Source organism: Paraburkholderia tropica, from assembly GCF_014171495.1.
Lineage (GTDB): Bacteria > Pseudomonadota > Gammaproteobacteria > Burkholderiales > Burkholderiaceae > Paraburkholderia > Paraburkholderia tropica.
In genome coordinates, this window is sequence record NZ_CP049134.1 from 1,887,868 (window position 1) to 1,913,509 (window position 25,642).

22 protein-coding genes are annotated in these 25,642 nt (G+C 65.8%); 6 read left to right on the plus strand and 16 right to left on the minus strand.

The genetic code is table 11. The annotated features are described in order from the left end of the window. Positions 1-9: 9 nt before the first annotated feature. Together oxc and G5S35_RS08585 are read right to left on the minus strand one after the other, a co-directional pair. Positions 10-1,758, minus strand: a complete 1,749-nt coding sequence (gene oxc / locus G5S35_RS08580) for an oxalyl-CoA decarboxylase (protein WP_074984285.1) — start codon at positions 1,756-1,758, stop codon at positions 10-12. A 331-nt stretch (positions 1,759-2,089) separates the two neighbouring features. Continuing rightward, entirely contained in the window at positions 2,090-2,809 is a 720-nt protein-coding gene (locus tag G5S35_RS08585) for a GntR family transcriptional regulator (protein WP_074984287.1), read from the minus strand. 233 nt (positions 2,810-3,042) lie between these two features. On the opposite strand from G5S35_RS08585, the gene G5S35_RS08590 reads away from it, so the two are divergent. After that, a complete protein-coding gene (locus G5S35_RS08590; protein WP_183038205.1) occupies positions 3,043-3,426 on the plus strand; it encodes a hypothetical protein in 384 nt (127 codons plus the stop codon). Positions 3,427-3,529: 103 nt separating this feature from the next. Here G5S35_RS08590 and G5S35_RS08595 read toward each other — a convergent pair whose 3' ends face one another. Both G5S35_RS08595 and G5S35_RS08600 read right to left on the minus strand, forming a co-directional pair. After that, a complete protein-coding gene (locus G5S35_RS08595) occupies positions 3,530-5,269 on the minus strand; it encodes a long-chain fatty acid--CoA ligase (RefSeq protein WP_176079381.1) in 1,740 nt (579 codons plus the stop codon). Positions 5,270-5,404: 135 nt separating this feature from the next. Then, the gene (locus G5S35_RS08600) at positions 5,405-6,178 is read right to left on the minus strand and encodes an SDR family oxidoreductase (RefSeq protein WP_074984291.1); all 774 of its coding nucleotides are present in this window, start codon (positions 6,176-6,178) and stop codon (positions 5,405-5,407) included. A gap of 330 nt (positions 6,179-6,508) precedes the next feature. Between G5S35_RS08600 and G5S35_RS08605 the strand changes: the two genes are divergently transcribed. From G5S35_RS08605 to G5S35_RS08615, 3 genes are all read left to right on the plus strand, one after another. Continuing rightward, the gene (locus G5S35_RS08605; protein ID WP_183038206.1) at positions 6,509-7,918 is read left to right on the plus strand and encodes a glycosyltransferase family protein; all 1,410 of its coding nucleotides are present in this window, start codon (positions 6,509-6,511) and stop codon (positions 7,916-7,918) included. A 340-nt stretch (positions 7,919-8,258) separates the two neighbouring features. Continuing rightward, a complete protein-coding gene (locus tag G5S35_RS08610; RefSeq protein WP_065063186.1) occupies positions 8,259-9,476 on the plus strand; it encodes an MFS transporter in 1,218 nt (405 codons plus the stop codon). Between the two features lie 245 nt (positions 9,477-9,721). Then, the gene (locus G5S35_RS08615) at positions 9,722-11,497 is read left to right on the plus strand and encodes an AMP-binding protein (protein ID WP_183038207.1); all 1,776 of its coding nucleotides are present in this window, start codon (positions 9,722-9,724) and stop codon (positions 11,495-11,497) included. On the opposite strand, the gene G5S35_RS08620 is transcribed toward G5S35_RS08615, so the two are convergent. The 4 genes from G5S35_RS08620 to G5S35_RS08635 form a co-directional block, all read right to left on the minus strand. Continuing rightward, on the minus strand, positions 11,494-11,766 hold the full coding sequence (locus G5S35_RS08620; RefSeq protein WP_074984296.1) for a hypothetical protein: 273 nt from the start codon (positions 11,764-11,766) through the stop codon (positions 11,494-11,496). The two genes, G5S35_RS08615 and G5S35_RS08620, sit on opposite strands and share 4 nt — an antisense overlap. Positions 11,767-11,863: 97 nt before the next feature. Further along, on the minus strand, positions 11,864-13,450 hold the full coding sequence (locus G5S35_RS08625; protein WP_074984298.1) for an FAD-binding oxidoreductase: 1,587 nt from the start codon (positions 13,448-13,450) through the stop codon (positions 11,864-11,866). A gap of 6 nt (positions 13,451-13,456) precedes the next feature. Beyond that, positions 13,457-14,341: an anti-sigma factor family protein gene (locus G5S35_RS08630; RefSeq protein ID WP_074984299.1), complete on the minus strand. Its 885-nt coding sequence runs from the start codon at positions 14,339-14,341 to the stop codon at positions 13,457-13,459. Then, positions 14,338-14,832, minus strand: a complete 495-nt coding sequence (locus G5S35_RS08635; RefSeq protein ID WP_065063287.1) for a sigma-70 family RNA polymerase sigma factor — start codon at positions 14,830-14,832, stop codon at positions 14,338-14,340. The genes G5S35_RS08630 and G5S35_RS08635 overlap by 4 nt, the downstream gene beginning before the upstream one ends. Before the next feature lie 777 nt (positions 14,833-15,609). On the opposite strand from G5S35_RS08635, the gene hfq reads away from it, so the two are divergent. Together hfq and G5S35_RS08645 are read left to right on the plus strand one after the other, a co-directional pair. After that, positions 15,610-16,104: an RNA chaperone Hfq gene (gene hfq / locus G5S35_RS08640; protein ID WP_074984304.1), complete on the plus strand. Its 495-nt coding sequence runs from the start codon at positions 15,610-15,612 to the stop codon at positions 16,102-16,104. A gap of 215 nt (positions 16,105-16,319) precedes the next feature. Continuing rightward, positions 16,320-16,514 (plus strand): hypothetical protein, encoded by a 195-nt coding sequence (locus tag G5S35_RS08645; protein WP_183038208.1) that lies wholly within the window; start codon positions 16,320-16,322, stop codon positions 16,512-16,514. A gap of 108 nt (positions 16,515-16,622) precedes the next feature. On the opposite strand, the gene G5S35_RS08650 is transcribed toward G5S35_RS08645, so the two are convergent. Genes G5S35_RS08650 through G5S35_RS08685 form a run of 8 tightly spaced genes read right to left on the minus strand, consistent with a single transcriptional unit; the run spans position 16,623 to position 25,642 of the window. Next, the gene (locus G5S35_RS08650) at positions 16,623-17,354 is read right to left on the minus strand and encodes a DUF2968 domain-containing protein (protein WP_065063173.1); all 732 of its coding nucleotides are present in this window, start codon (positions 17,352-17,354) and stop codon (positions 16,623-16,625) included. A gap of 54 nt (positions 17,355-17,408) precedes the next feature. Continuing rightward, the gene (locus tag G5S35_RS08655) at positions 17,409-18,800 is read right to left on the minus strand and encodes a sigma 54-interacting transcriptional regulator (RefSeq protein ID WP_065063171.1); all 1,392 of its coding nucleotides are present in this window, start codon (positions 18,798-18,800) and stop codon (positions 17,409-17,411) included. Positions 18,801-18,809: 9 nt separating this feature from the next. Then, complete coding sequence (locus tag G5S35_RS08660) at positions 18,810-20,594, minus strand: TadG family pilus assembly protein (RefSeq protein ID WP_074984307.1); 1,785 nt, start codon at positions 20,592-20,594, stop codon at positions 18,810-18,812. Between the two features lies 1 nt (position 20,595). After that, entirely contained in the window at positions 20,596-20,988 is a 393-nt protein-coding gene (locus G5S35_RS08665) for a DUF3613 domain-containing protein (protein WP_161495571.1), read from the minus strand. Between the two features lie 57 nt (positions 20,989-21,045). Continuing rightward, on the minus strand, positions 21,046-21,945 hold the full coding sequence (locus G5S35_RS08670; protein WP_183038209.1) for a tetratricopeptide repeat protein: 900 nt from the start codon (positions 21,943-21,945) through the stop codon (positions 21,046-21,048). 31 nt (positions 21,946-21,976) lie between these two features. Continuing rightward, positions 21,977-23,176, minus strand: a complete 1,200-nt coding sequence (locus G5S35_RS08675) for a type II secretion system F family protein (protein WP_065063165.1) — start codon at positions 23,174-23,176, stop codon at positions 21,977-21,979. Then, positions 23,173-24,309: a type II secretion system F family protein gene (locus G5S35_RS08680; RefSeq protein ID WP_074984312.1), complete on the minus strand. Its 1,137-nt coding sequence runs from the start codon at positions 24,307-24,309 to the stop codon at positions 23,173-23,175. The genes G5S35_RS08675 and G5S35_RS08680 overlap by 4 nt, the downstream gene beginning before the upstream one ends. Next, a complete protein-coding gene (locus tag G5S35_RS08685; protein ID WP_074984314.1) occupies positions 24,302-25,642 on the minus strand; it encodes a TadA family conjugal transfer-associated ATPase in 1,341 nt (446 codons plus the stop codon). Before G5S35_RS08685 ends, G5S35_RS08680 begins: the two co-directional genes overlap by 8 nt.

A 25,642-nucleotide genomic window follows, 5' to 3' on the forward strand; every position in this document is an offset into this window, starting at 1 on the left:
CGGTTGGATTTATTTCTTCATCGCCGCGCTTTGCGGATTGAGATTCGTGAGGCGACCGCTTTCCGTGCCGGCCGATTCGTCGATCACGGCATTGATGAGCGTGGGTTTGCCGGACGCAATCGCGTCGAGCAGCGCCTTCGTGAGTTCCTCGGGCGTGGTCGCCTGGTGGCCGACGCCGCCGAACGCCTCGATCATCTTGTCGTAGCGCGCGCCCTTCACGAACACGGTGGGCGCGACGTCGGCGCCGCCGTTCGGATTCACATCGGTGCCGCGATACACGCCGTTGTTGTTGAACACGATCGTGCAGACCGGCAGGTTGTAGCGGCAGATCGTTTCGAGTTCCATGCCGCTGAATCCGAACGCGCTGTCGCCCTCGATCGCCACGACCTGCGTCCCGCTCGTGACGGCCGCGCCGATCGCGAAGCCCATGCCGATCCCCATGATCCCCCATGTGCCCGAGTCGAAACGCTTGCGCGGCTGGTACATGTCGATGATGCTGCGCGCGTAATCCAGCGTGTTCGCGCCTTCGTTCACGACATTGATATCGGGGCGCGTTTTCAGCACGTCGCGAATCGCCCGCAGCGCGCTGTGGAAATTCATCGGCGTCGGATTCTTGTCGAGCGTCGCGGCCATCTTCGCGAGGTTCGTGTTCTTGCGCTCCGCGACGGCGTTGAGCCACTCGGACGAGGGCTTCGGAAAATCCGCGCCCATGCCTGCGACCAGCGCTTCCACGCACGAACCGATATCGCCGATCACCGGCGCCTCGATCGCCACGTTGCTGTCGATCTCGGTCGGCGCGATGTCGATCTGCACGAACTGCTTCGGACCGGCCGCCGCGCCCCACGTCTTGCCCTTGCCGTGCGCGAGCAGCCAGTTGAGACGCGCGCCGATCAGCACGACGGCGTCAGCTTCCGCCAGCACGAACGAGCGCGCCGCCGAAGCCGACTGCTCGTGCGTGTCGGGCAGCAGGCCCTTGGCCATCGACATCGGCAGATACGGCACGCCGCTCTTTTCAACCAGTTCGCGAATCTGCGCGTCGGCCTGCGCGTACGCCGCGCCCTTGCCCAGCAAGATCAGCGGACGCTTCGCATTCCTGATGACATCGAGCGCGCGTTTCACGGCGTCGGGCGCCGGAATCTGGCGCGGCGCGGCGTCCACGACCTTGATGAGCGACTGCTTCGCCTTCACCGCGTCGATGGTCTGCGCGAGCAGCTTGGCGGGCAGATCGAGATAGACGCCGCCCGGGCGACCCGAGACCGCCGCGCGAATCGCGCGCGCCACGCCGACGCCAATGTCTTCCGCATGCAGCACGCGATACGCCGCCTTGGCATAAGGCTTGGCCGCGTTGAGCTGGTCCATCTCTTCGTAGTCGCCCTGTTGCAGGTCGACGATTTCGCGCTCGCTCGAACCGCTGATGAGGATCATCGGAAAGCAGTTCGTCGTGGCGTTGGCCAGCGCCGTGAGCCCGTTGAGAAAGCCCGGCGCGGACACCGTCAGGCAGATGCCGGGCTTCTTGGTCATATAGCCCGCGACGGCGGCCGCGTTGCCCGCGTTCTGCTCGTGGCGAAAGCCGATAAAGCGCATGCCTTCCGCCTGCGCGAGCCGCGCGAGGTCCGTGATGGGAATTCCCACGAGACCGAAGATCGTGTCGATATCGTTGAGCTTGAGCGCATCGATGACGAGATGAAAACCATCCGTCGTTGCTTGCGCCTCTTGCGCAGGGCTGTTCTGCGCGTCGTTGATGCCTGCTTCTGCCATGACGTCTCCTCTTTGGCGGGGCGTTGTGTGATCCGTGATATACAATATTCCACACACAATATTAGTCAAGACGTTTTTTTACGCGGTGGCGGCGTGTTGCAGTGCGAGGTGACGCGCGGACCTTGTGTCATCGGGCTTGCGCCCTTGCGCTCTGATGCACCACACAAACTTCGCCGGCTTCAAGTGCTGCAAACCGCGCAAATTACTTCGTATTCCGTACTATTCAGATAGCGTCCGGACACGCATCAAGACGAATTACGTATCAATGCGCGCCGCTCATGCGGCGTTCACATCAAACGCGACGGGATGCGCGAACTTCAGCCGACGAAGCTCAGTCGAGAAAATCGCAATTCGCTTCGACGAACAGCGCGAGGTCGATCGAATGCTGCCGCACGAGGCGCTCGACGCGCTCGGTATCGCGCGCCTCCAGCGCTTCGATAATGCGCATGTGATCCACGATCGATCTCGACGCGCGATCGCTCTGCGCGATCGTCATCCGTCGTATCGCGCGCACGTGCATGAAAATGTTCTTGATGGTCTCGATGATGATCGGCGACTTCGACAGCTCCACCAGCGACTGGTGAAACATGATGTTCGCCTCGGAGTATTCCTCGATGTGCTCGGCTGGCCGCGCGTCGTCGAAGTCGGCGAACATGCTGCGCAGGCGCGCGATTTCCTCGTCGCTCGCGCGTTGCGTCGCGAGACGCGCCGCGATGCTTTCGAGCGCGGCCCACATATAGATCATCTCGACGATTTCCTTGCGCGTCTTGCGCAGGATGTAGACGCCGCGTCGCGGCACCGTGCGCAGGAAGCCTTCCTGTTCGAGCAGCGTCATGGCTTCGCGCACCGGCGTGCGGCTCACGCCGAGTTTCTCGGTCAGTTCTTTCTCATCCAGACGAATTTCGTCTCGCGAACGGTAGATGTCGGTTTCGGCGATGGCCTGCTTCAATTTTGCGTAGGCCTGGTCGCGCAAAGAGAGCGCGGCGTGAATCGGTTCGAGCGTCAAGGTCAGCGAGGCTGCCCCGGCTTCGTCTTGCATATTGGTGGACATCGGTCGTTTGTCTCCAGCGTTCTATTGAGCAGGCCGGCACAACTCATCGATTTCATATTTCCAATACAATATATCAGCGATATCGACAGCACTACGGGGGGTTTACGCGGAGCCTGCACGCGTCGTCGCTGATATAGACGATGACTTATATAAATCGAAAAAAACTTTAACTATCGTTTATTGATTGGGGCTTCTACATTGGATTCACGCCTTTCGCGAACCAGGAGACAGCCATGAGCCCCTCACCCGCCCGCCCGTACGGCACCGAGCAAGAGTCAGGTTTGCACACGCAGTTGTGCGCTTTCAATTCGGCATTCGCCGAACTGGGTTTGCGGTTTCGCTGGGATGCCGCCACGCTCTATGCACTCGCGGCGATCGAAGGCGAAGCGGCGCGTATTGCGAGCTATATCCAGACGCATCATCCGCATCTGTTGAACGCGTACAGCATCGAGTTTTTATGCGAGGCGATTCTCGGCCGCAAGAATGCGCAGGCGCCGGGCGAATGGCGTGCCGAGACCACGCTGCAGCGCGCGGCTACGAGCCAGCAGTCCGCTGCGGCAACGCGCGATGGATGGGATTGGAGCGAGCCGGGCTTGCCGGCTTTGGCAGGTGCCTGAGCGCGCCTGAAGCGCTCGCCAGGGCTGAGAAAACAGCAAGACGCGAACCATCTGGAAGCATCCAGACGATTCGCGTCTTGACCGAGGCACAATCCGGCTGGCGTCAAGCCCGCGCGGCGGCCTCGTCTTCCTGCAGCTTGCGCCAGAGGATCTTGCCGCTGCCCGACTTCGGCAGCGTGTCGACGAACTGCACGATGCGCGGCGCCTTGTACGCCGCCATGTTTTCGTGCGCCCACGCGATGATGTCGTCTTCGTTCACGCTGCCGAGCTGCTTCGGATCGAGCACGACCACGGCCTTCACCGTTTCGCCGCGCTTCGCATCCTGCGTGCCGATGATGCACACCTCCTTGATCGCCGGATGCCGGTACATCAGCGCTTCGACTTCGGCCGGCCAGACCTTGTAGCCCGACGCGTTGATCATGCGCTTGAGGCGATCAGTCATGAAGTAATAACCTTGCGCGTCGCGCCGCACGAGGTCGCCGGTACGCAGGAAACGCTTGCCGTCACGCTCGATGAACGCTTCGGCGGTCGCTTTCGCGTTGCCCCAATAGCCGAGCATCACTTGCGGCGCGCTCATGATCAGTTCGCCCGCTTCGCCTTCGGGCACGTCCTCGAGCGTGATCGGATCGACAATGCGCGCGTCGACGTCGAACACCGGAATACCCAGGCACTGCGGCTTCGGATTTTGCGGCGGATTGATGTGCGTGGCCGCCATCGTCTCCGACATGCCATAGCCTTCGACGAACTCAAGGCCCGTGAGATCGCGCAGCTTCTTCACGACGGCGTCCGGCATGGTCGCGCCGCCACCGCGCATCCACGCAAGACTCGACAGATCGTATTCGCCGATACGCGGATTCGAAATGAAATCGACCACCATCGTCGAAATCGCCTGCCAGCCGTTGATGCGGTAATGCTCGATCGCGCGCGCGGCCGCGTCGCGATCCCAGCGCGGCAGAATCACGATGGTCGAGCCGTTATAGAGCGGACTGTTCATGCCGCCCTGCATGCCGGTCACGTGAAAGAACGGCAGCACGGAAAGCTGCACGGCGTCCTGATTGCTGCCGAACCAGTTGCAGCCGCCCACCGCCGTGCACATCACCGAACGATGCGTGTGCATGCATCCCTTCGGCTTGCCGGTCGTGCCCGAGGTGTACGGCATCACGCACAGATCGTCCGGACCGGCGGTGAGCGGACCCGGCGTGCAACGCGCGGCGAGCACGTCGGCCCAATGCACGACGCCAGGCCCTTCCACCTGACGCGGCGCGCTCACGAATTCCGGCGGCGGCGACGAAGGCGTGTTCTTCAGATAATCGCTATACGTCGCGACAATCAGGTGTTGCAGCTTGCCTTCCCCCTCACCCGCCAGCGGCGCAATACGCGGATACAACTCCTGCGCGACGAAAGCCGTCGTCGCCCCGCTGTCCTCGACGTAATGCTCGAGTTCCTCGGTGAGATTCATCGGATTGACCGGCACCACGACGGCATTCGCGCGCAGAATGCCGTAGTACGCGAGCACCCATTGCGGGCTGTTCTGCACGTAGAGCAGCACGCGGTCGCCCGCCTTCACGCCGCAGTGCTGTTGCAGATAACCGGCCACGCGCTCGGCTTCGTCCTTGAACTGCGCGAACGTGACGGGCGTGTCGTAGAAGTAGATGAAGGGCTTGTCGGGAAAGCGCGCGGCCGAAACCTCGGCGTTATAGAAGAGGTTCGTGCCGGGAATGCTCAGATGCGGCGAGAGATGTGCGGGCCAGTGCGGCGAACTGGGTGTTGTGCTGTGTGCTGCAGTGTGAGTCGCGCGGGATGCGCTTGAGTCCTGCGAAGCTGCGATGGCGGATGTGGACATGGCGGGTTCCGTCTCCTCGAACGCGCGCCGTCGAGCGCGGCGCGCGCGTCTTGCAATCGGTCAATCGGTTAATCGGTTAGTCGGCCGCGGCGTAGCGCGGACCGTCCGCAATTTTACTTCGGACTACGACGCGAATCAGACGATGCTCGCGCCGCCGTCGATCGCCAGATACTGGCCGGTCACGTGGCGCGACGCCGCGCTGGCGAGAAACACCACAGCGCCCTTGAGATCGCTCTCGTCGCCCAGACGCTGCAGCGGCGTATGGTCGATCACGCTCTGGCCGAGCTTGTCGAGCAGGCCCGCCGCCATTTTGGTCGGGAAAAAGCCCGGGCAGATCGCATTCACGTTGATGCCGTACTTGCCCCATTCCGCCGCGAGCGCGCGCGTAAAGTTGATCGCTGCGGCCTTCGAGGTGTTATAGGCGATGGTCTGCATCGGGCCGAGCGAGCCCTTGAGACCGGCGATCGAAGCGATGTTGATGATCTTGCCGCGCTTGCGGGCGATCATGCTGCGCTTGCCTACTTCGCGCGCGAGAAAGAACGGCGCGTTCACGTTCAGGTTCATGACCTTGTGCCAGGCCTCGTCCGGATAATCCTCCGCCGGTGCGCCCCACGTCGCGCCCGCATTGTTCACGAGAATGTCGATCTGGCCGCACGCCGCGAGCGTTTCGTCGACGAGCTTCGTGGCCGCCTCCGGACGCTGCAGGTCGCTGACAATCGTCATCGCCTCGATTCCGCGCGCCTGAAGATGGCGCTGCGCCTCGGCGAGTTCGTCGGCCTTGCGCGCCGTGATCACGACCCGGCAGCCCATTTCACCCAGCGCCTCGGCCATCTGCAGGCCGAGCCCGCGCGAGCCGCCCGTAATAAGCGCCACCTGACCGCCCAGTTCGAACAATTCCCTGACCTGCATGCTTGTGTCTCCTTGATGTCTGTCTGGACCGCTAAGGCCCGGATTGCCCTGAAGCCTGATTCGCGTTCCGCTTGACGGAACACGTAACGTCGAGTCGATTCTAGTCACCGCATCTGACGGCGGCAATCAGGAAAAGCACGGTCGTTCATTATCGGTGAAATTGTGCGCGGCGTGCCGCGAAGCTTGCAACGCGCGCGGATTGGCGACGGCGCGACATCCGGAAGCATGCGGTTTGAATCGCTCGCTCTCTATAAATTAGGACGTATCCGATGTGCGGCGGCGAGGCCCGTCTCTAAGCTCTTTCTCATAAACAGTGAGAATGACGCCCCCATGCACTCCGACCCCGAACATCGACTCGTCGCGGCCTTCGCCGCCCATGCGCGCGCGCCGCTCGATCCCGCCGCGCTGCTCGACATCTGCCATGCGCTGATCGGCGTGCAGCGCGACGAGCACATGCTCGCGTGGGCGGAAAAAGGACTTGCGCTCGCGCCTGGCCATGCGGGCTTCGTTCACGCGCGGGCGCGCGCGCTGCGCCTGCTCGGCGAGCACGCGCGGGCCGCGCAGACGTGGATCGATGCAGCGCAGACGCGCTGGGCGCCCCTCTTTTACGAAGCGCGACTGGGCCGCGACCTCTATTTGAGCGGCGAGACGCACCAGGCCATCGCCGTGCTGGAGCGCGCGGTCCACAGCCCGCTACCCGACGACCAACCCGACAAGCTTCGCGCGCGCAAATGGCTGGCCGAAGCCATGCTGAGTCTCGGCGACGCGCGCGGTTTCACGCACTGGCTGTACCGCAACCAGGGCGACAGCGGCAACTTTCGCCACGCCGACGTGCCGATGTGGAACGGCCAGCGCGATCTGCGCGGCGAGCGCTTGCTCGTCACGCATCAGATGGGCTACGGCGATCAGTTCATGCTCTACGGCGCGCTGCGTCACTGGCGCGACGCCGGCGCGGAGATCATGGTGACCTGCGACGCGGCCATTCACAGCGTGCTCGAAGCCTCGCTGCCCGATTGCCGCGTCGTGGCCGCGCGCCGCCCGCTGACCGTCGCAGTGCCTATCGAGGCCGCGCTGCTGCCCGACGTTCACGACTTCGCGCCGACCCAACAGGCCACGCTGCTGCATCTGCCGCTGCTGACCGCACACGACACCGCGCACCCCGATCCGTACTTTCCTGCCTATATCCGCGCGCCCGAGTCCGCCCGCGCGAACGGCGCAATCTGGGGCGAGGCGATGCGCGCGCAGCACCGCGGCAAGCGGCTCGTGGGCCTGTTTTGGGACTGCGCGCAACGGCACGCCCAGACGCTGCGCAGCAAGGAGCGCAACTGGGCACGCCTGCGCAGCATGCCGCTCGACGCGCTCGAACGCCTCACGATGAACCCGACGCTCGGCGAGCGCGTCCAGTTCGTGAGCCTGTTGCATCCGGACGTGGAAATGCATGGTGGAACGCCGCGCGGCCACGTCAGTCATTACGCGCCCGCCATCCGCACGTTCGCCGACACCACTGCGTGCATCGAGCAACTCGACGCCGTAGTGAGCGTGGACGCCGGCGTGGCCAATCTCGCGGCGATGGCCGGCAAGCCCACCGCCGTGCTCGTCAACCCGACCGGCGAATGGCGCTGGGGCAAGGACGGCGCGCACTCGCCCTGGATACGCGACGCGCACGTGTTGCGTCAGCAGACGATGGGCGACTGGTCGAACGTCATCGCCGCGACGCTCGACTGGCTCGCGCAACGCTGATCGCCGCGCCGCAAAGCGCTACGCACTCCAGAGCGTATCTGGGCACTCGATCCGGGTTAACCGCAATTAAAAATTAATCTAAATACCGCTGCATCGCTTGCTCAATCCATTCAACATTCAATTATGGCTTCATTTTAATTACATTTAAATTACCAATAAAACAGAACGCTTTCATATTTCCCCATCTTTACCAGGGATTAGTACGGGTTGCGCCCGACATTCATGCAAATGTTTAATGCCGGGCGTACACTCGTACGAAGCTCGCAGCGCGGGGCGAAGAGCCACACAGGCCATGCCCGGGAGACGAGGCATGGCGCGGGTAAGACAGGAGAAAAATGAAATGAGCTGGACGCGAGAACAGAAAAACGTAACGATCGCAGCGTATTTGGGGTGGACGCTCGACGCATTTGATTTCTTTCTGATGGTTTTCGTTCTGAAAGATATCGCCACTGAATTCAATACCAAAATCCCGGCTGTCGCATTTGCCATTACGCTGACGCTGGCCATGCGCCCGCTCGGCGCACTCATCTTCGGCCGGCTCGCCGACAAATACGGCCGCCGCCCCACGCTGATGATCAACATCGCGTGCTATTCGCTGCTCGAACTGCTCACCGGCTTTTCGCCGAACCTCACCACCTTCATCGTCCTGCGCGCGCTGTTCGGCGTGGCGATGGGCGGCGAATGGGGCGTGGGCTCCGCGCTGACGATGGAAACCATTCCGCCGAAAGCGCGCGGCATCGTTTCCGGTCTGCTGCAGGCCGGCTATCCGAGCGGCTATCTGCTCGCCTCGGTCGTGTTCGGCGTGCTGTATCAGCATATCGGCTGGCGCGGCATGTTCTTCGTCGGCGTGCTGCCCGCGCTGCTGGTGCTTTACGTGCGCTCGCACGTTCCCGAGTCGCCGGCCTGGAAGGAAATGGAAAAGCGCGCGCGACCCACGCTGCTCTCCACGCTGCGTCACAATCTCGGCCTCTCGATCTACGCGATCGTGCTGATGACGGCGTTCAACTTCTTCTCGCACGGCACGCAGGATCTGTATCCGACCTTCCTGCGCGAACAGCATCACTTCGATCCGCATACGGTCTCGCTCATCACCATCGTGCTGAACATCGGCGCGATCGTAGGCGGTCTGTTCTTCGGTTCGATCTCTGAGAAGATCGGCCGCCGCAAGGCCATCTGCATCGCGGCGCTGATCGCGCTGCCGGTGCTGCCGCTGTGGGCGTTCTCGGTCACGCCGGTGATGCTCGCGCTCGGCGCCTTCCTCATGCAGATCTCGGTGCAAGGCGCGTGGGGCGTGATTCCGGTGCATCTGAACGAAATCTCGCCGGACGAAGTGCGCGCGACTTTCCCGGGTCTCGTCTACCAGCTCGGCAATCTGTTCGCGTCGGTCAACGCGACGCTGCAGGCTTCGCTGGCCGAAACGCACGATCAAAACTACGGCATGGCAATGGCGATCGTCGCCGGCACCGTGGCCATCGTCATTTCCGTGCTGATCCTGTTCAGCCGCGAACGCCGCGGCATCGACATGACGCAGACCGCGAAGCAGGTGAGCACCACCTGAGGTTAGCGAACCTTCGCGCAGGGAACGCGGCGGCGCTGCGCCGCGCGACCCGCGAACGAGCCGTGCCGGGCGACCGCCCGCACGGCTTTTTCTTTGCCCGCACGGTTCTTGCGGCAGGCATTGCGCCCCCAGGACACACGACGACCTCCCGCGAACACGCCGCCCATAAATGGGGAAAATACGCGTAACGCTCGCGCGCCGCGCGGCGCATCATGGGAGCGCCCCGTCCCGCCCGGAGTCCACGCATGACGCATCGCATGACGAACAATCTGGACAGCACGCCGCCCTTCGACAAGCCCAACACCGACGGCATCTGGTTCGCGTCGTATCCCGCAGGCGTGCCGCACGAGGTCGACGTCACGCGCTACACCTCGCTCGTTCAGTTCTTCGACGACTGCACCACGCGCTTTCGCGAGCGCGAGGCCTATGTGAGCGCAGGCGCGCCGATGACCTACGGCGCGCTCGCGCGCAAGGCCACCGCGTTCGCTTCGTGGCTGCAAGGCGCGGGCGTGATGCCCGGCGAGCGCGTGGCGATCATGCTGCCGAACACGCTGCAATATCCGGTCGCGCTGTTTGGCGCGCTCAAGGCCGGCGCGACGGTCGTCAACGTGAATCCGCTCTACACGGCGCGCGAACTCGAACATCAGCTCAACGACAGCGGCGCGCAAACCATCGTCGTGTTCGAGAGCTTCGCGAAGACGCTCGCGGACGCGCTGCCCGGCACGCGCGTCGAGCGCATAGTCCTCACGCAACTGGGCGACCTGCTCGGCGAGGGGCTCAATCTCAAGGGCCGTTTCATCAACTTCATGCTGCGTCACGTGAAGAAAGTCGTGCCGCCCTACTCGCTGCCGCGCGCCGTCTGGTTGCTCGACGCGCTCGAACAAGGCGCGCGTGCACCGCGTGCGCCGGTCGCCGCCGCGCGCGACGATCTCGCCTTCCTGCAATACACGGGCGGCACGACCGGCGTGGCGAAAGGTGCGATGCTCACGCACGGCTCGATTCTCGCGAACGTGCTGCAAGCAAAGGCCTGGATCGCCGACCAGTTGAACGCCGACGCCGAAACCGTGCTCACCCCGCTGCCGCTCTATCACATCTATTCGCTCACGGTGAATGCGCTCATTTTCATGCTGCTAGGCGGACGCAACATCCTGATCGCGAATCCGCGCGACATGAAACGCGTGATGAAAACCATCCGTCACGAACGCTTCAGTTGCATCAGCGCGGTCAATACGCTCTACAACGCCTTTCTCGACAACGAGGAATTTCGCGCGCGCGACTTCTCCGGCCTCAAGCTCGCGATGGCGGGCGGCATGGCCACGCAGAAGGCCATCGCCGACCGCTTTCGCGCCGTCACCGGCAAGCCGATCGTCGAGGGTTACGGCCTGACCGAATGTTCGCCGATCGTCACGCTCAATCCCGTCGATCTCGATCACCTTCAGGATTTCGCCGGATCGATCGGCCTGCCCGCGCCGTCCACGCAGGTGCGTTTTCGTCGCGACGACGGCACGTGGGCGGGTATCGGCGAAGCGGGCGAACTGTGCGTGAAAGGCCCGCAGGTGATGCGCGGCTACTGGAACCGTCCCGATGAAACCGCCAAGGTGTTCGTGAGCGACGGCTGGCTCACGACCGGCGATATCGGCGTGATGGACGCGCGCGGTTATATCCGCCTGATCGACCGGAAGAAAGACATGATTCTCGTCTCGGGATTCAATGTTTATCCGAACGAAATCGAAGATGTGATCGCAACGCATCCCGGCGTGCGCGAAGTGGCCGCGATCGGCGTGCCCGATCCGGTGCAGGGCGAGCGCGTGAAGGTGTTCGTGGTGAGGCGCGACGCCACGCTGACCGCCGATGCCCTGATCCAGTATTGCCGCCAGCAACTGACCGGCTACAAGGTGCCGAGAATGGTGGAGTTTCGCGACGCGCTGCCGCAAAGCAATATCGGCAAAATTCTGCGGCGCGAATTGCGTGATGCCGAAATCGCCAAGCTCGAAAAAGACGATGCGTCACGAACTGGTTAGTTTTCCGTATTAATTATCTGCGACGGCACATTCATCACAACGCAACGGCGTGACAGCGCGAGCCGTTCGAGCACGAAGCGCTCCGAGTCGCGCAGCGCGCACAGCACCAGCGCGCCTTCGCCGACGCACGCAAGCCGCGTGTACCACAACGCACCAATATCGTCGTCGACGGCGAACGTCATCATGCGCGCACGCGCAGCATGACGCGCCAGCGCCACGCCGCGCGCGAGCCGCAGATCGACTACGGCAATGCGCGCGCCACGTTGCAACGCTGCCTGCGATCGACGCAAACCGATCGTGCAACAGACCGCAGACACGCCGCATGCCACACCGATGAACCTGCGCCGCTTCATCGTCATCGCCTCGTCAGGTGTAGCCGCGCTGCGTACGCCACGCTTGCGGCCAGACGCCCTGCTTGCCCGGCGACAGCACGCCTTGCGGATCGAGCGCGTCCTTCACGGTTTCGGCGAGGCGCAGCAGCGCGCCATCGTTGAAGCTGTACTGCGCCGCCGCGTAATCCATATAGAGCAGATGCGAGCGGTACACGCCGTAGCCGGCTGCACGCGCATCGCTCATCAACGCGCGCAGCAGGTCGCCCGCGCGCGCCGCCTGCGGATGCGGCGCGCGCGGAAAAATCGCCGCGAACACGTGATGGAGATAACGCCCCGCCGCTGTAAAACCGCCGTAGTAATCGAAACCGTATTCGGCCGCGCGCGCCTTGACGAGCGCGTACTGGCGCAGCGCGTCGCGACCGTCGGCGGGACATAGCGGCGAGAAGTCCACGTGCGCGCCATCGTCGCCCAGCCAGTCGAGCATGCGAAACGCGCTCATCGACGGTATGCCCGCCATGTTGCGGTCGCCGCCGCCCTGCGGTTCGTCCTTGCCCGCGTAGCGCCGCGCGGTGAAACGTACACCGGGCACCTTCGCAAACGCACGCTCGACAATGCGTCGTTGCAGCTCGATCACCTCGGCGTCGCCGTAAAGCGCGTAGTGCAGATTCCAGCGTCCGATATCGAGTTCTCTTTGCATGCGAGCAACCGACGCCTCCGGCATCGCGCCTTCGCCGTCGTACCAGCGCGCGCGTGGCGCGAGACCGGCGGCGCGGCGGATCGCGCCTTCGATCACCGCATGCTGGCGTATCGTGCCGCTCAGTTGCAGCCCGCGCAGCGTATCGACGAGCACGCCCAGATCGTCCTCGTGCGCGAACTGGATTTCGCCGATCACATACGCGTCCGGCGCGGGCATCAGCCAGAGTCCCATCTTCGTGACGATGCCGTAATTCGATTGCGTGAACAGCGCGTCGAACGACGGCCCGTAACCGGGTCGATAGAGCGTCCAGGCGGTGCCGATGTCAAGCGCGCCCATGCCGGTGCGCACGACGTCGCCGTTCGCGAGCACCACTTCCATGCCGCACTGCGCCGCCGCGTGATCGCCGTATTCGGTGTAGCCGAAGCCGCGTTCGAGCGTGTTGCCGATCACGCTGCCCCATCCCGACGCGGGCGGATCGACCCACAACGCGAGTCCGCGCTCGCGCAGATGCGCGTACAGATCGAAGTAGCTCACGCCCGGTTCGACGAGCGCCCACGCGAGGCGCTCGTCCACGTCGAGAACGCGGTTCAGCCGCTGCAAGTCGAGCACGACCGAGCCGGACAGGCGCGGCGCCGCGCCGCCGTAGGCGAAATTGCGGCCCGTGGAAACGGTCCAGAGCGGCACGCGCGCCGCATTGGCCACGCGCAGAAGCGCGCGGATTTCGTCGACATTTGCGGGTAGCACGGCGGCGCTGGGCGCGAACGTGTCGTCGCCCGGCAAGGGCGCGAACGGATCGCGATACGCCGCCAGCGCCGCGCCGCTACGGCAAACGTTAGGTCTGCCGACAATCGACTCGAACGCGGCGAGCACACGCGAAAGTTCGCCTGAACTGATGCCGGGCGGCCGTGGCGTGTCGGCGGGCATGACGCGTCACCATTGCGCCGACGTGCCGCCGAGCGCGCCGCACACGTCGTAGGCTATCGTGCGCAAGCGCCCTTCCGTCGCCGGGCCGGACAGCGCGTAGCCCATGCTGTCGGTGCTCCAGTAGAAGGTGCGATGAGCGCCGTCGCGCAGCAGATGCACGGCGTCGCGGTCGCGGCCCGAGACGCTCACGTAGAGCGTCAGGCGTTCGCCGGCATCGTTCTGATACATGAACTGCGCCGCCGGTCCCGCCGCGCCCGGCAGCAACCGCCCGCCGACCAGCGCATAGCCGTACTCGCCGAGCGACGGAATCTGCAACGGCTTGCCCAGACGTCTGGAGAGCCAGGCGACGAGATGCGCCTCGTCGGCCGCGCCGACTTCCACGGGATGACGCACTTCGGGCGAATACACGGCATAGGCCACATCGGCGCGCCGCGCGAAGCGCTCCCCTTCGCTCGCGAACAGCGCGCCCGCGTGGCCGTCGCCGCGCGCCATCCACGCGGGCACGAAGGTCGTCGCCGCCGTGGCCAGTCCCGCGCCGACGATGGCCCACGCCGCCGCGAGTCCCGCGCGCCGCCACCACGGATCGCGGCGCCGCAGCACGACGTACGGTGTCGCGCCGAGGGCGTCGGCGTCGTGTTCGCCGTCGTTCTCACGTGCGTTTCCAGCGTGATTGCAGAGCGATTGCAGCGCGGCCTTCTGCGCGCGATAGGCGGCGATACGCTGCGCCGCCGCCGGGTCCTCCCCGAGCCGCGCGAGCAGCGCCGATTGCTCGTCGGGCGCGAGTTCGCCGTCGACGAACGCACCCAGCGCCGCCAGGTCGTGACCCGCGAGGCCAGAGTGGGCGTCGGCTGGCGCGCCGGCGCGCTCGCGTTCGAGATCGTCGTCGTTCATCGCATCGTCCCCACGACCCGCAGCGGCGTGGCGCGCCGCCCGGGGTCCTGCGCCGGATCGGCGTCGAGCAGCGCGCGCAGATGCTCGCGCGCGCGCGACAACCGCGACATCACCGTGCCCGCCGGTACGCCGAGCACGGCGGCCGCCTCGTGATAGCTCAGTTCCTCGACGCAGACGAGCAGCAACACCTCGCGCTGCGCCGCGGGCAGCACATAGAGCGCGCGTTGCAGATCGCGCAGCACGAGACCGTCCACTTCGCCGCGCGGCGCTTCGAGCGTGCGCCACGGCGCGCTTTCATCGTCGACGGCGATCTCGCGACGGCCGCGCAACTGGTCGATATAAATATTGCGCAGGATCGTCAGCAGCCACGCACGCAAATTGCTCTCGGGCCGGTAGGACGCGGCTTTCGAGAGCGCGCGCTCGGCGGCGTCCTGGACGAGATCGTCGGCCCAGGCGGCGTCGCCGGTGAGCGCGCGCGCAAACCGGCGCATGGCCCCGAGCTGGGCCACGACCTGCGCTTCGAATTCCGCCGACGGGCGGCGCAGCACGGCGCGCCGCTCAGTAGCCGCCCGACGATCCGCTGGTGCCCGAGCTGCCCGACGCGCCGCTCGAGTTCATGTCGCCACACGCGGCGAGGCCCACGCCCGAGACAGCGGCGAGGGTCACGCACGCAAAACAGGCGAGGAACCGGCGAATGGGGCCGGTGGTGCGCCTGGTGGTGCTCTTGGTGGTCCGCCGTGTAGTCCGCTTCATCATCGTCTCCTGCTGAACGAGCCGCTCAGGGCTCAGATCGCTGCATGACTGCAATACACGGTAAACGTTGTGAGCCGCGGGCTTATTCCTCGCGCGTGCGTCGCCGCACGGTTTTCCTTGGGGTCGCGCGCAAAAATGAACAGGCACTAGAATTGGCGATCGTCGCGGCGCGGCGGGATCATTGCGGATTTCGACGCCATTCGGACATATTCGGACGCATTCCGACGCGCAGACCGCCGCCCGATGCACTACGCTGTTGAACGGATGAACCATGCGCGCGTTGTACTGTCACAGTCCGGACGAGCACACTGGTGTATCGTGCCCGGTTCGCTCGCGCAGACGGCCTGTCCCCGCTCATGGCGGGACCGGCAAACGGCGGCACCGGCCGCGACCCGGTATAGTTCTGCAGTAAAGTAGGTAACCGCACGCGCGCTTCGCCGACACAGGGTAGAATCCCCGGCAAGCAAACGTTTCCAATGAATTGCGGCATCGAGCCGCCCGGCTAAAATTCGTCCATGCCTTCCGCAGAATCGCACCCGCAAAACGACTTCATGAACGCCGCGCGCAAAGAGCGCAAGCGCGTTGAAATCTATCTGGTCAACGGCATCCGCCTGACCGGATGCATCGAGTCGTTCGATCAGTACCTGGTGATGCTGCGCACGCCCGTTGGCTTGCAAGGCATCTATAAACGCGCCATCTCCACCATCCAGCTCGACACCGGCACGCGTCCGGGGCCGCGCACGCCGCGCCCCGCGCACGGCGAGCACACGAGCCGCGGTCCGCATGGCAGTCACGGCGGCCATGGCGGCCACGGCCCGCGCGAATCCCGCGAGCCGCGGGAGCCCCGTGAACCTCGCGAGCCGCGCGAATCATGGTCGCCACCCGCCGCGCCGTCGGATCGTCCGGCCAGCGGCGGTCAGGACGGCCCGGTCGTCGTCACGCGTCGCCGCCGCCTTTACGGCGCGGTGAACAATGGCGGCAACGGCGGCGAAGGCAACGGCAACAGCTAAGCCATCGCAGCATCATCCGTACACAACGCGCGCACACTCTGCGCGCGTTTTGCTTTGCGGGCGAAGAATCCGGAAAAGTCGGCAGAAACCGGCGCGAACAGGCGGACATCGTCCGGACACGGTCTGAACGCCGCCCGACGGGAACCTCGCCTGCGCTCAGGGTTTTGCCCTTTGCGTTATGCTGACAGCGACCCTCCTCGCCCCCGGAGCACGCCATGTCCGCCACCAAGCCGTCTTCCCCGCCGCCCGCCCCGCAGGACCCGCTCGACGAAGCGCTAGAAGAGACCTTCCCGGCCAGCGACCCGATTTCCATCGATCCGCCGCCCGCGGAGCGCGAGCCCGCCGACAAAGGCAAAGCGCACAAGAAGCACGATAAGCACGACAGCACGCGCCACCACGGCAAGCACTGACGCGCGCCAACGACAAAAAGGCGGTGCGCCCGAGGCGCCCGCCTTTAAACCCTGCGCAGTTTTACGTTTGCCGGAGCGCCCGCTTAAGAGACGCTCCAGACGTGTGCATCAGTGCACCGGCAAACCGCCTTCCACCTGACGCTGCAACTCGCGAACCTGACGCTGCACCTGACGCAGTTGATCCTGCGCCTGCGACTTCTCGGCCTGCAGCGCATTCGCCTGGTCGCGCGTCTGCTTCTGCTGGTCCGCGACGATCGCCTGCTGCTGGCGTGCAACCGTGAGGTCGGCCTGCAGACGGTTCGCGTGGTCCTGCGTCAGCGCGATCATGCGTGCCGTGAACGCCTTCTGCGCTTCGAGACGCGTGCGGCGCAGTTCGACGTCCGACAACTGGACCGTCTTCTGCGCGAAGTCGCGATAAATCGCTTCCGCGCGCTGTTCGTCGCTCGTCTTGATCACGCGCCAGAACGTCTTGTTCTGGAACAAGGCCACGTAGTACGTCATTTCCTTGCCGTTAAACAGCAAGCTGGCGCCGTACGTGCCGTTGTAAGTCGTGCGCAATTCGTTGAGCTCCGAGCCACGAATCAATTGCTGCAGTTCCGCGACGTTACCGGCTGCGTTCTGCTGAGCCTCATCCGGCGTCAGCGCAGCGGACTGGCTGCCCGGCAACGGCTGGGCAGCCGCAGCGGGCTGCGCCTGCACGGCAGCAACCGAGTCGTCCTGCGACGCAGCGACCGGCGCTGCCGCAGTCTGCGGCAAGGGCTGGGCGCAACCGGTTTCGAAACCCCCGATCAACATCAGAGCGGCAAATGCAACCTGCCGAACTCTCCACTTGTAGTCCATGAAGTACCTGTTTGGAACAGTTCTATTTTTAGGTTTTACAAATCGGCACAATTATTACTCACTTTCACCGGTTGCGGGTTCCTCGTCGAAAATTTGGTACTTACGAATCTTTTCCCACAACACCTTGCGGCTGATGCCGAGATACTGCGCCGTGTCCTTGCGGCGCCAACCATTGGCGTCGAGCGCCGCGAGCAGCCGGCTGCGCTCGGCCATGTCCCACTTGCTGCGATCGACGACCGGCGCGACCGGTTCGGCGGCGGCCTGCGGCTGCGCGCCGCCTGAACCCGCCAACAGACGGCGCAGGCGCTGCGCGTCCCACGCGCCCATCTGCCGCACCGTCACGCCGACCCGTTCGGCCAGGTTGCGCAGCTCGCGGACGTTGCCCGCGAAGCGCATCGCCGCCACCGAATCGGCGAGCCAATACGGCAGTTCGGGCAGCGATTCGAGCCGCTCCTCGCCCACCACCGTCGAGACGAAGGCCTTGAAGAGCGCGATCTTGTCGACGGCGCCGCGATCTTCGAGCGACGGCACGATCAGCTCGATCACCGCAAGCCGGTAGTAAAGATCGGCGCGAAACGTTCCGTCCTTCACGAGTTGCGGCAATTGCCGGTTGGTCGCCGCGACGAGCCGGAAATCCACCTTCAGCGGCGTGGCCGATCCGATGCGCGTGACCGAACCGTCTTCGAGCACGCGCAGCAGCTTGACCTGCTGATACAGCGGCAGGTCGCCGATTTCGTCGAGAAACAGCGTGCCGCCGTCGGCCTGCTCGAAGTAGCCCTTGTGCGCGACGGCCGCGCCCGTGAACGAGCCCTTCGCGTGACCGAAGAACAGCGATTCGAACAGGCCGTCGGGAATCGCGCCGCAGTTCACGGCGACGAACGGCCCGGTGCCGTAGCGGCTGTGCTTGCGGTGCAGCAGTTCGGCGATGCGCTCCTTGCCCACGCCGGTCTCGCCGTGCACGAGCACGCTGGTGTCGCAATCGGCGAAGGTCTCGACTTCCTTGAGCAGCGCACGCATGGTCTCCGATTCGGCGACGAGCACGTCCGCGCCCGCCGTCTGCGCCGAATGCGCGCGCATCTGGATCATCAGCTTCGAGATCAGGCCGCGCAGCTCGGCGCAGGTGAAGTCGAGCGGCAGCACGTGCGAATACTCGTTCGGATACATCGTCGGGTCGTTGTCGCGCGGCGCGGCGCCGACCCAGATCACCGGCAGACCGTGCGTGGCCTGCCAGTCGCGCAGCATCAGCGCGCCGGTGTCGATCACGCTCACGCTGACCACGGCGATCGACGGGCGCGCGGCGATGCGCTGCGCGGAGATCGCCGTATCGTCGGCGCGGATCACTTCGACATCGAGACTCGCCATGCAGCGCGCGACGCGCTCGACGATATCGGCTTTGCCTTCCCAGACATACAGATCGAGTTCCTCGATCGGGGTGGTGGTTCTCATCGTAGGTTCTTATTGGACGAGTGATGCGACGCCGCACATGAGCGGATAGCCGGTGACGTTCGCCACGCCGACCTGCACGCCGAGAAGCTGGAGCAAGGGCCCGATGAGCGCCGTGTCGAGCGCGTTCAGCAGCGGGTTGAGCAGCGTGGCGAGAAGACCGGTGATCGCGCTCGCGATCGCGCCGAGGCCGAGGTTGATACCAAGGAGATTCACGGCCAGGTTGTTCGGGTTGCTCAACTGGGTCGACAGGCTGCTCAACGCATTGCCGATCGACCCGCCGAGCTGGTTGGTGTTGGGCGTGGTGCTCGTGAGCTGCTTGCCGGTGCCGTCGAACGTGAGGTCCCAGACCTGCGGCGAATTGAGCCCGATCGAGAGCCCTGCCGTCACGCTGATCAGACCGGCGACATTGAGCAGCGTGCCCGCCTGCCCGCTGCACAAGCCCGACTGAAGCTGGGCGGCAGTCGTGGGCGGATTGCCGACGCACAGATTCGCGATGCCGGTTTTCACTTCGACGACGAAGCGGCTCGCCGCCGCCGTGGTCGAGCACTGCGCGGACGCAAGCCCCGCGGTGGCCGGCGCGACTTCCACGTACAACGGCACGTTCAAGGTCAGCAGACTGCCGAGGCCGGCGATCGACTGGCCGCCGAAGCCGAGATTGAGCGCCACGGCCACCTGCGCGTTGTGCGCCTGGGTGCGCCACGGCGGCGGCGGATTCCCCGGATTCGGGCCCGCCTGACCGACCGCGATCGACGGCGGCGACAACACGTTGACGCTCAGCGAAGCCGCCGTAGGCAGGATCGAGCTGACCACCGGCAGGCTGTTCAGATTCAACTGCACGGCAACCGGCGACTTGCCCGCCTGCGCGATCTCCGCCGCCACGATCAGCATCTGCAATGCGTTGACCGAGACGTTGGCGGCCGACTGCGCGTCCGCGAGGCCGAGCGAAAGCAGCGCGGTGCCGCCGGTCTCGCTGGCAATCGCGATCTTCGTCGCCGACGTGGCAGCCACACTCGCGAACGCCGTGAGTCCGCTCACGGCCGCGCTCACATCGGCGGTCAGCGCGCCGTCCTGCTGCACGGCGCTCGCGAGCACGCTCGCGATATTCGCGACCGTCGCGTTCGCGCTGAGCAGGCCGTTGACCGTGCCGACGTTCGCGGCGGCCGCGATATCGGCGAGCTTGACGTTCGCGTTGGCGATGCCGTTCCACGACGCCACGCTCAGATTGACGGCCGTGCCGCCCAGCAGCGAACTGAGCATGCCGTTGAGCAGATTGACCTGCGCGAGCGTCGTGGCCACCGCGAACGAGCCGATGATGGTCGACTGCGCCGTGGCGGTCGCGGTGATCTGGCGTTGCACCATGTTGAGGAAGAAGAACGGCACGGTCTGCGTGACCGTCACCGCCACGCCGTTGTAGGGCGTGCTGCCGTTCGGCGTGAAGCCCATGTACGCCGAGCCGTTGGCCTGCTGGCCCGTCTGATCCCACCGTCCGCAGACGACCGACAGCGTGCTCGACGTGCCCTGCGCGGTGAAGCCGTTGGTGCTGGCGTTCGCGATCGCGACGGCTTTCGGCTGCGTGCAGGTATCGTCCATCTGCTGCGCGGCGGCGAGCGCCGCGAAATCGGCGACGTTCTGCAGCGCGCGCTTCTGGAAATAGATGTTGGCGACGTCGATCACGCCGAGCGCCGCGACCGCGAAGAACACCGCGAAAGCGGCGATCACCGCGATCGAGCCGCGCTGCCGCCGCGCGCAGGCACGCTCGCGCCGACCGCGCCGCACATCGATGCGCCGCTGCATGTCAGTAAGCGCCGCCCGACGTGCCGTTGCTCTGGCCGCCGCCCGTCGTCCCGCCCGATTTCACCGACGAACCGAAGGTCGCCGGAATCTCCGTATCGAACGATTTGAGGTAGCGCTTGTAGGCGTAGCCCGCTTCCGCGCCGAGCATCGGCTGTGCGGGCGCCGCCGCGCTGTTGCTGCGCTGGATCGCGAGCCAGGCATGCGCGGCGTGGCCGATCTCGCTGTTGCGCGGCGCGGCGCCACTCGTGTCGCCGCCCGTGCCATCGTCCTGCGCGTGCGCCGGATGCGAGACGGCGAGCAGCGTCAGCGCGAGCGCGACGGCGAAGCGCCAGCCGAATCGTCCGCCGACTCGCTTGAGCATGTCGGCCTGCGTGAGCGCGGATCGCTGCGCCAAGGTCCTGATCGTTGCGTGCGTTTTCATTGTTCTCTCCCCGGATGATGTCGCGCCGCCCTACTGCGCAACGCGCTGGACGAGGCGCGACTGCGCATCGCTGCCCGGCCATCCGCCCGCGCTGCCCGCGCTGGTCTGGTTGCTGGCGAACGCGCGCGGCTGCGGCACGGCCGCGGTCTGCGCAAGCTTGTGCGCCGTCGCGGCCAGCGACTCGCGCTGATCGGCAAGCTCGCGTGCGCGGCTCGCCTCCTTCACTTTCTGCGCGTCGCGCGCGACGGCCGCGCGCGTATCCGCGGGCAGGCCCTGCTGGTTCATCAGCGTCTGCGCGTCGCCGTCCGCGCCGCTCGCGCTCAGCAGCAGCGCAACGTTGGCGGCGATCTTCGGATTGTGCGGATCGAGTTCGATCGCCTTGAGCAGCGGCACGCGCGCGCCGTTCACGTCGCCTTCGCGCAGGAGCGCGTAGCCGAGATCGGAGAGCGTCGCGGGATCGGTCGGCGCAAGCATCGACGCCTCGTCGAGTTCCTGTGCCGCGTGCCGGAAGTCGCCCGACGCGCCTGCGAGCAAGCCCAGCCCGCGATGGCCGCGCGCCGCGAACGGCGTATTGAGCAACTGCGTATAGGCCGACGCGCTCGCACTCGCCTGGCCGGTCGCGCGCAACGCGTCGGCGCGCAGCACGATCGAATTCGGGCTCGCGCCGTACTGGCGCTCGTAGGCGTCGATGTGCGCGAGCGAGGCGTAATAGAGCCCCTCCGTCTGCATGCGCGAGATCAGCCCGAGATACATGCCGGGCGTGTCGGGCACCGCATCCTTCGCGTTATCGGCGCGCATTTTCATTTCGGCTTCCGCCTGCGGACCCACGCCATAGCCTTGCGGCGACGAGCACGCCGCCAGCAGTGCGAGCGCGCCGCACGCGGCCACGCTCATCGCACGCCTCGCGCGCGTCACGATCGAAGTTTTCATAGTCGTTCTGCCTGATTTCATGGCGCACCCGCTAATGGTGAATCGACGAGAGCGAGCGCATCACGGCGATGAGGCCCGGCCCCGCCGCCACGATCAGCAGCGCGGGCAGCAGCGTCACGACCATCACGCCGGTCATCCGCACCGTGAGCTTGCCGATGCGCTCGCGCAGCGTCGCGCGGCGCACTTCGCGCAGCCGGTCGCCGAACTGCCTGAGCGGTTCCTGTACCGCGCCGCCGTGCTTGTCCACCTGCACGAGCAGGCGGATCACGGAGCGCAGATCCTCGTTGTCGTAGGTCGTCGCCATGCGTTGCAACGACTGTTCGCGCGTGCGTCCGGTGACGAACTGGCGCTGGGCGATTTCCATTTCGCTTGCGAGCACCGGCAGCACCGGACGGAATTCGTTGACGAGCACCTGCAGACTCTGGTCGAGCGACAAGCCGACGCCCTGCAACAGGCGCAACAGATCGACGAACATCGGCAGCTCGTCGGCGACGGCCGCGAGACGTGCGGACGCACGGCGGCGCAGATGGAATTTCGGCGCGAGAAAGCCTGCGAGCAAGCCGGCCGCGCCGAACATCGCCACGCTGCGGCCGCTCATCGCGGCGTAGCTTGCCGCCCCGATCGCGAGGCCGGCCGCGCAGGCAAAGCGCGCGACGATGAACAGCCCGCGCGAGCGGGCGTCGACGTAACCGCTCTGGTCGAGCAGACGGCGATCCTCGTCGGCGACCATGAGCTTGCCGAGCGGCGTATCGAGCCAGCGCGCGCCCGCGTTCGCCAGCGCATCGACGATGCCGGGCAGACCCGTGCGCCGCGGCGCGCTTTCGACCCGCGGCTTGTCGCCCGTCGCACCGGCACTCCCCGCGCCGCCGGCTCCACTTGCGCCGCCGGCTCCAGTTGCGCCACCCGCGCCCGCACCGCTCGCCGATGCCGCGCCCGGCGCACGCAGCGCCGAGACGTGGCCCGGCGCGCCGGGGGCGGCCATCGTCCCCATCGTGCCAGTCGAACCCATCGAACCCGGCGCGCTCATCGCGTTCGAGGCCTGCAGCGAGGCCGCATTGCGCGCCTCGGACGCCGCCGTGGCCGCCTGCGCGCTCATGTTCGCGATGGCCTGCGCGAGCGTGCGCGCGCTGCGCCGCGACGCCAGCAAACGCTGACACACCAGCGCCGCGAGCAGCGCCAGGCCGAACGCGCCGAGCAGCAGCGCAAGCGAGCCGAGTCCCTGCGCGCTCATAGCCCTCCCTTCAGGCGCGTGAGCCGGTACAGCAGCCAGCCGCCGAACACCTGCAGGCCGATCGCGGCGTAGACCAGTTTGCGTCCCGAACCGTCGTCCCAGAGCGAGCCGAAATAACTCGGGTTGGTCACGATGAGAAAACCCGCGATGCCGATCGGCAGCAAACCGAGCACCCACGCCGAGAGGCGCGTTTCCGCCGACATCGCGATCAGCTCACGCTGCGCCTGTTCGAGATCGCGCATGAAGTTGGACATGCGTTCGAGCATCACGTCGGCGCGGCCGCCGTAACGCACCGAAAGCCGCAGCACCGAGCCCACGAATTCGAGTTCGCGCGCGCGATAGACCTGCGCCACCTGATAGAGCGCGCGGTCGATTTCCACGCCCGAACGCAGCATGCGCGAGACGTGATCGAGACATTCGCGCAGCGGCGCTTCGGTTGTCACGAGCGCGGCCTGAAACGCCGCGGGCACGCTGTTGCCGAGCACGATCAGGCGCACGATGCCGTCGAGAAACGACGGCAATTGCCCGACCAGCTTGCGGCGGCGGCGCTCGATGCGCACGGAGAGCACGAAGGCGCTGCCCGCCGCGACGACCATCAGCGCGCCGAGCAGCGCGGGCAGACCGGCCGCCACGTAGGCCCACAGCGCCAGCGCGAGCGCGGCGAAGCCGACGAACAAGGCGGGCTTGCGCGCGTCGGCGATGCCGGCGCGGCTCATGACGTGGTCGAACGCCACGCCGACGCGCGCCAGCCAGCGGCGCGGCAGCGAGGCCTCGTTCTTCGCGTTCGCCGTATGCTTCGCGTTGGCGGCATGGCTTGCGCCGGTGGCGCCGGTGGCACCCGCACCGCCCGCGCCGGCCGCCGATCCGTTCGGATTCACGCCCGACGTCACGCGTATCGGCGCAACGCCTGCGCGCGCCGCACCTGCAGCACCGGCTGCACCGCCGACGCCCGCCGCTCCCGACCCACCCGGTCCGGCCGCGCCAGCCGCATAGCCCGCCGCCGCGACGCGGCTATCGACGAAACGCGTCACACGCTCGCGCGCCGTGTGCTGCTGCGCCCGCTGCCAGAGCATCAGCCCGGCAGCGGCGAACAGCAGCGCAAGCGCCGCGGCGAGCGCGATGATGCTAGACATTGAAGCCCCCGCCGTGCCCGCCGCCGAAACCGAAGTTCGACGACGCCGACACCGCCTGGCGGAAGCGCGCGAGCTTCGGCGAATGCGGATGAATGCCGAGCGAATCCCAGCGGTCGATCTCCTCTCCGTCGGGCGTGGTCACGGGCTCGTAGCGATAGAGTTCCTGCGTCGCGATGATGTTGTCCGCGAGACCCGTTACTTCGGTAACCGAAAGAATCCGGCGGCGTCCGTTGGACAGACGGCCGATCTGCACGATGAAGTCCACCGCGTTGGCGATCTGGCGGCGCAGGCTGCTTTCCGTGCCCTGAAAACCCGCGAAACCGGCCAGCATTTCGAGGCGATACAGACATTCGCGCGGGCTCGACGCGTGCACCGTCGCCATCGAACCGTCGTGGCCGGTGTTCATCGCCTGGAGCATTTCGAGCACTTCGCCGCCGCGCACTTCGCCCACGATGATGCGGTCCGGACGCATCCGCAGCGTGTTGCGCAACAGGTCGCGAATCGTCACCACGCCCGCGCCGTCGAAACCGCCCGGACGGCTTTCGAGGCGCACCACATGCGGGTGATTGAGCGAAAGTTCGGCGGTGTCCTCGATCGTCACCACGCGCTCGACGTCGGGAATGTAGAACGCCAGCGCGTTGAGCAGCGAGGTCTTGCCCGAGCTCGTGCCGCCCGAGACGAGAATATTGCAGCGCGCCTGCACCGCCGCTTCGAACAGCGCGCCGATCTCGGTGCCGAACGTGCCGTTGTTGACCAGATCGTCGGGGCGCAGCGGGTCCTTGCGGAACTTGCGGATCGAGACGATCGGGCCCGCGAGCGACAGCGGCTCGATCACCACATTGATCCGCCCGCCGTCGGGCAGGCGCGCGTCGACCATCGGATTCGATTCGTCGAGACGCCGGCCGATCGGCGCGAGAATGCGGCGCACGATGCGCAGCAGATGCGCGTTGTCGGAGAAGCGCACGGGGATCTTCGCGAGAATGCCGTGCCGCGACACGTACACGTCGCTATAACCGTTGATGAGGATGTCTTCCACCGCCGGGTCGCCCAGCAGATCCTCGATCGGCCCGAAGCCCGCCAGCTCCTTCGTGAGCGCCTCGGCAATCGCGCGCACTTCGCTTTCGTTGATCGGGATATGGCGCAGCCGCACGAAGCTGTCCATCTCCAGATCGACGAACTGATTGATCGCGTGGCGCGACCAGCGCCCGAACTCGGCGCCCAGTTCCTCGATGCGCGTGAGCAGGTGTTCGTGCGCCGCGTTCTTGATGTCCTGGAACTGCTGGCTGTGCGCGAACAGCGGCGCGTCGTCGGCAAATTCGATGTTATCCGCCAT

Coding starts and splice junctions, on each gene's coding strand:
- oxc (WP_074984285.1), bottom strand. CDS start 1,758: ATGGCAGAAGCAGGCATCAACGACGCGCAGAACAGCCCTGCGCAAGAG.
- G5S35_RS08585 (WP_074984287.1), bottom strand. CDS start 2,809: ATGTCCACCAATATGCAAGACGAAGCCGGGGCAGCCTCGCTGACCTTG.
- G5S35_RS08590 (WP_183038205.1), top strand. CDS start 3,043: ATGAGCCCCTCACCCGCCCGCCCGTACGGCACCGAGCAAGAGTCAGGT.
- G5S35_RS08595 (WP_176079381.1), bottom strand. CDS start 5,269: ATGTCCACATCCGCCATCGCAGCTTCGCAGGACTCAAGCGCATCCCGC.
- G5S35_RS08600 (WP_074984291.1), bottom strand. CDS start 6,178: ATGCAGGTCAGGGAATTGTTCGAACTGGGCGGTCAGGTGGCGCTTATT.
- G5S35_RS08605 (WP_183038206.1), top strand. CDS start 6,509: ATGCACTCCGACCCCGAACATCGACTCGTCGCGGCCTTCGCCGCCCAT.
- G5S35_RS08610 (WP_065063186.1), top strand. CDS start 8,259: ATGAGCTGGACGCGAGAACAGAAAAACGTAACGATCGCAGCGTATTTG.
- G5S35_RS08615 (WP_183038207.1), top strand. CDS start 9,722: ATGACGCATCGCATGACGAACAATCTGGACAGCACGCCGCCCTTCGAC.
- G5S35_RS08625 (WP_074984298.1), bottom strand. CDS start 13,450: ATGCCCGCCGACACGCCACGGCCGCCCGGCATCAGTTCAGGCGAACTT.
- G5S35_RS08630 (WP_074984299.1), bottom strand. CDS start 14,341: ATGAACGACGACGATCTCGAACGCGAGCGCGCCGGCGCGCCAGCCGAC.
- G5S35_RS08635 (WP_065063287.1), bottom strand. CDS start 14,832: ATGCGCCGGTTTGCGCGCGCGCTCACCGGCGACGCCGCCTGGGCCGAC.
- hfq (WP_074984304.1), top strand. CDS start 15,610: ATGCCTTCCGCAGAATCGCACCCGCAAAACGACTTCATGAACGCCGCG.
- G5S35_RS08645 (WP_183038208.1), top strand. CDS start 16,320: ATGTCCGCCACCAAGCCGTCTTCCCCGCCGCCCGCCCCGCAGGACCCG.
- G5S35_RS08650 (WP_065063173.1), bottom strand. CDS start 17,354: ATGGACTACAAGTGGAGAGTTCGGCAGGTTGCATTTGCCGCTCTGATG.
- G5S35_RS08655 (WP_065063171.1), bottom strand. CDS start 18,800: ATGAGAACCACCACCCCGATCGAGGAACTCGATCTGTATGTCTGGGAA.
- G5S35_RS08660 (WP_074984307.1), bottom strand. CDS start 20,594: ATGCAGCGGCGCATCGATGTGCGGCGCGGTCGGCGCGAGCGTGCCTGC.
- G5S35_RS08670 (WP_183038209.1), bottom strand. CDS start 21,945: ATGAAAACTTCGATCGTGACGCGCGCGAGGCGTGCGATGAGCGTGGCC.
- G5S35_RS08675 (WP_065063165.1), bottom strand. CDS start 23,176: ATGAGCGCGCAGGGACTCGGCTCGCTTGCGCTGCTGCTCGGCGCGTTC.
- G5S35_RS08680 (WP_074984312.1), bottom strand. CDS start 24,309: ATGTCTAGCATCATCGCGCTCGCCGCGGCGCTTGCGCTGCTGTTCGCC.
- G5S35_RS08685 (WP_074984314.1), bottom strand. CDS start 25,642: ATGGCGGATAACATCGAATTTGCCGACGACGCGCCGCTGTTCGCGCAC.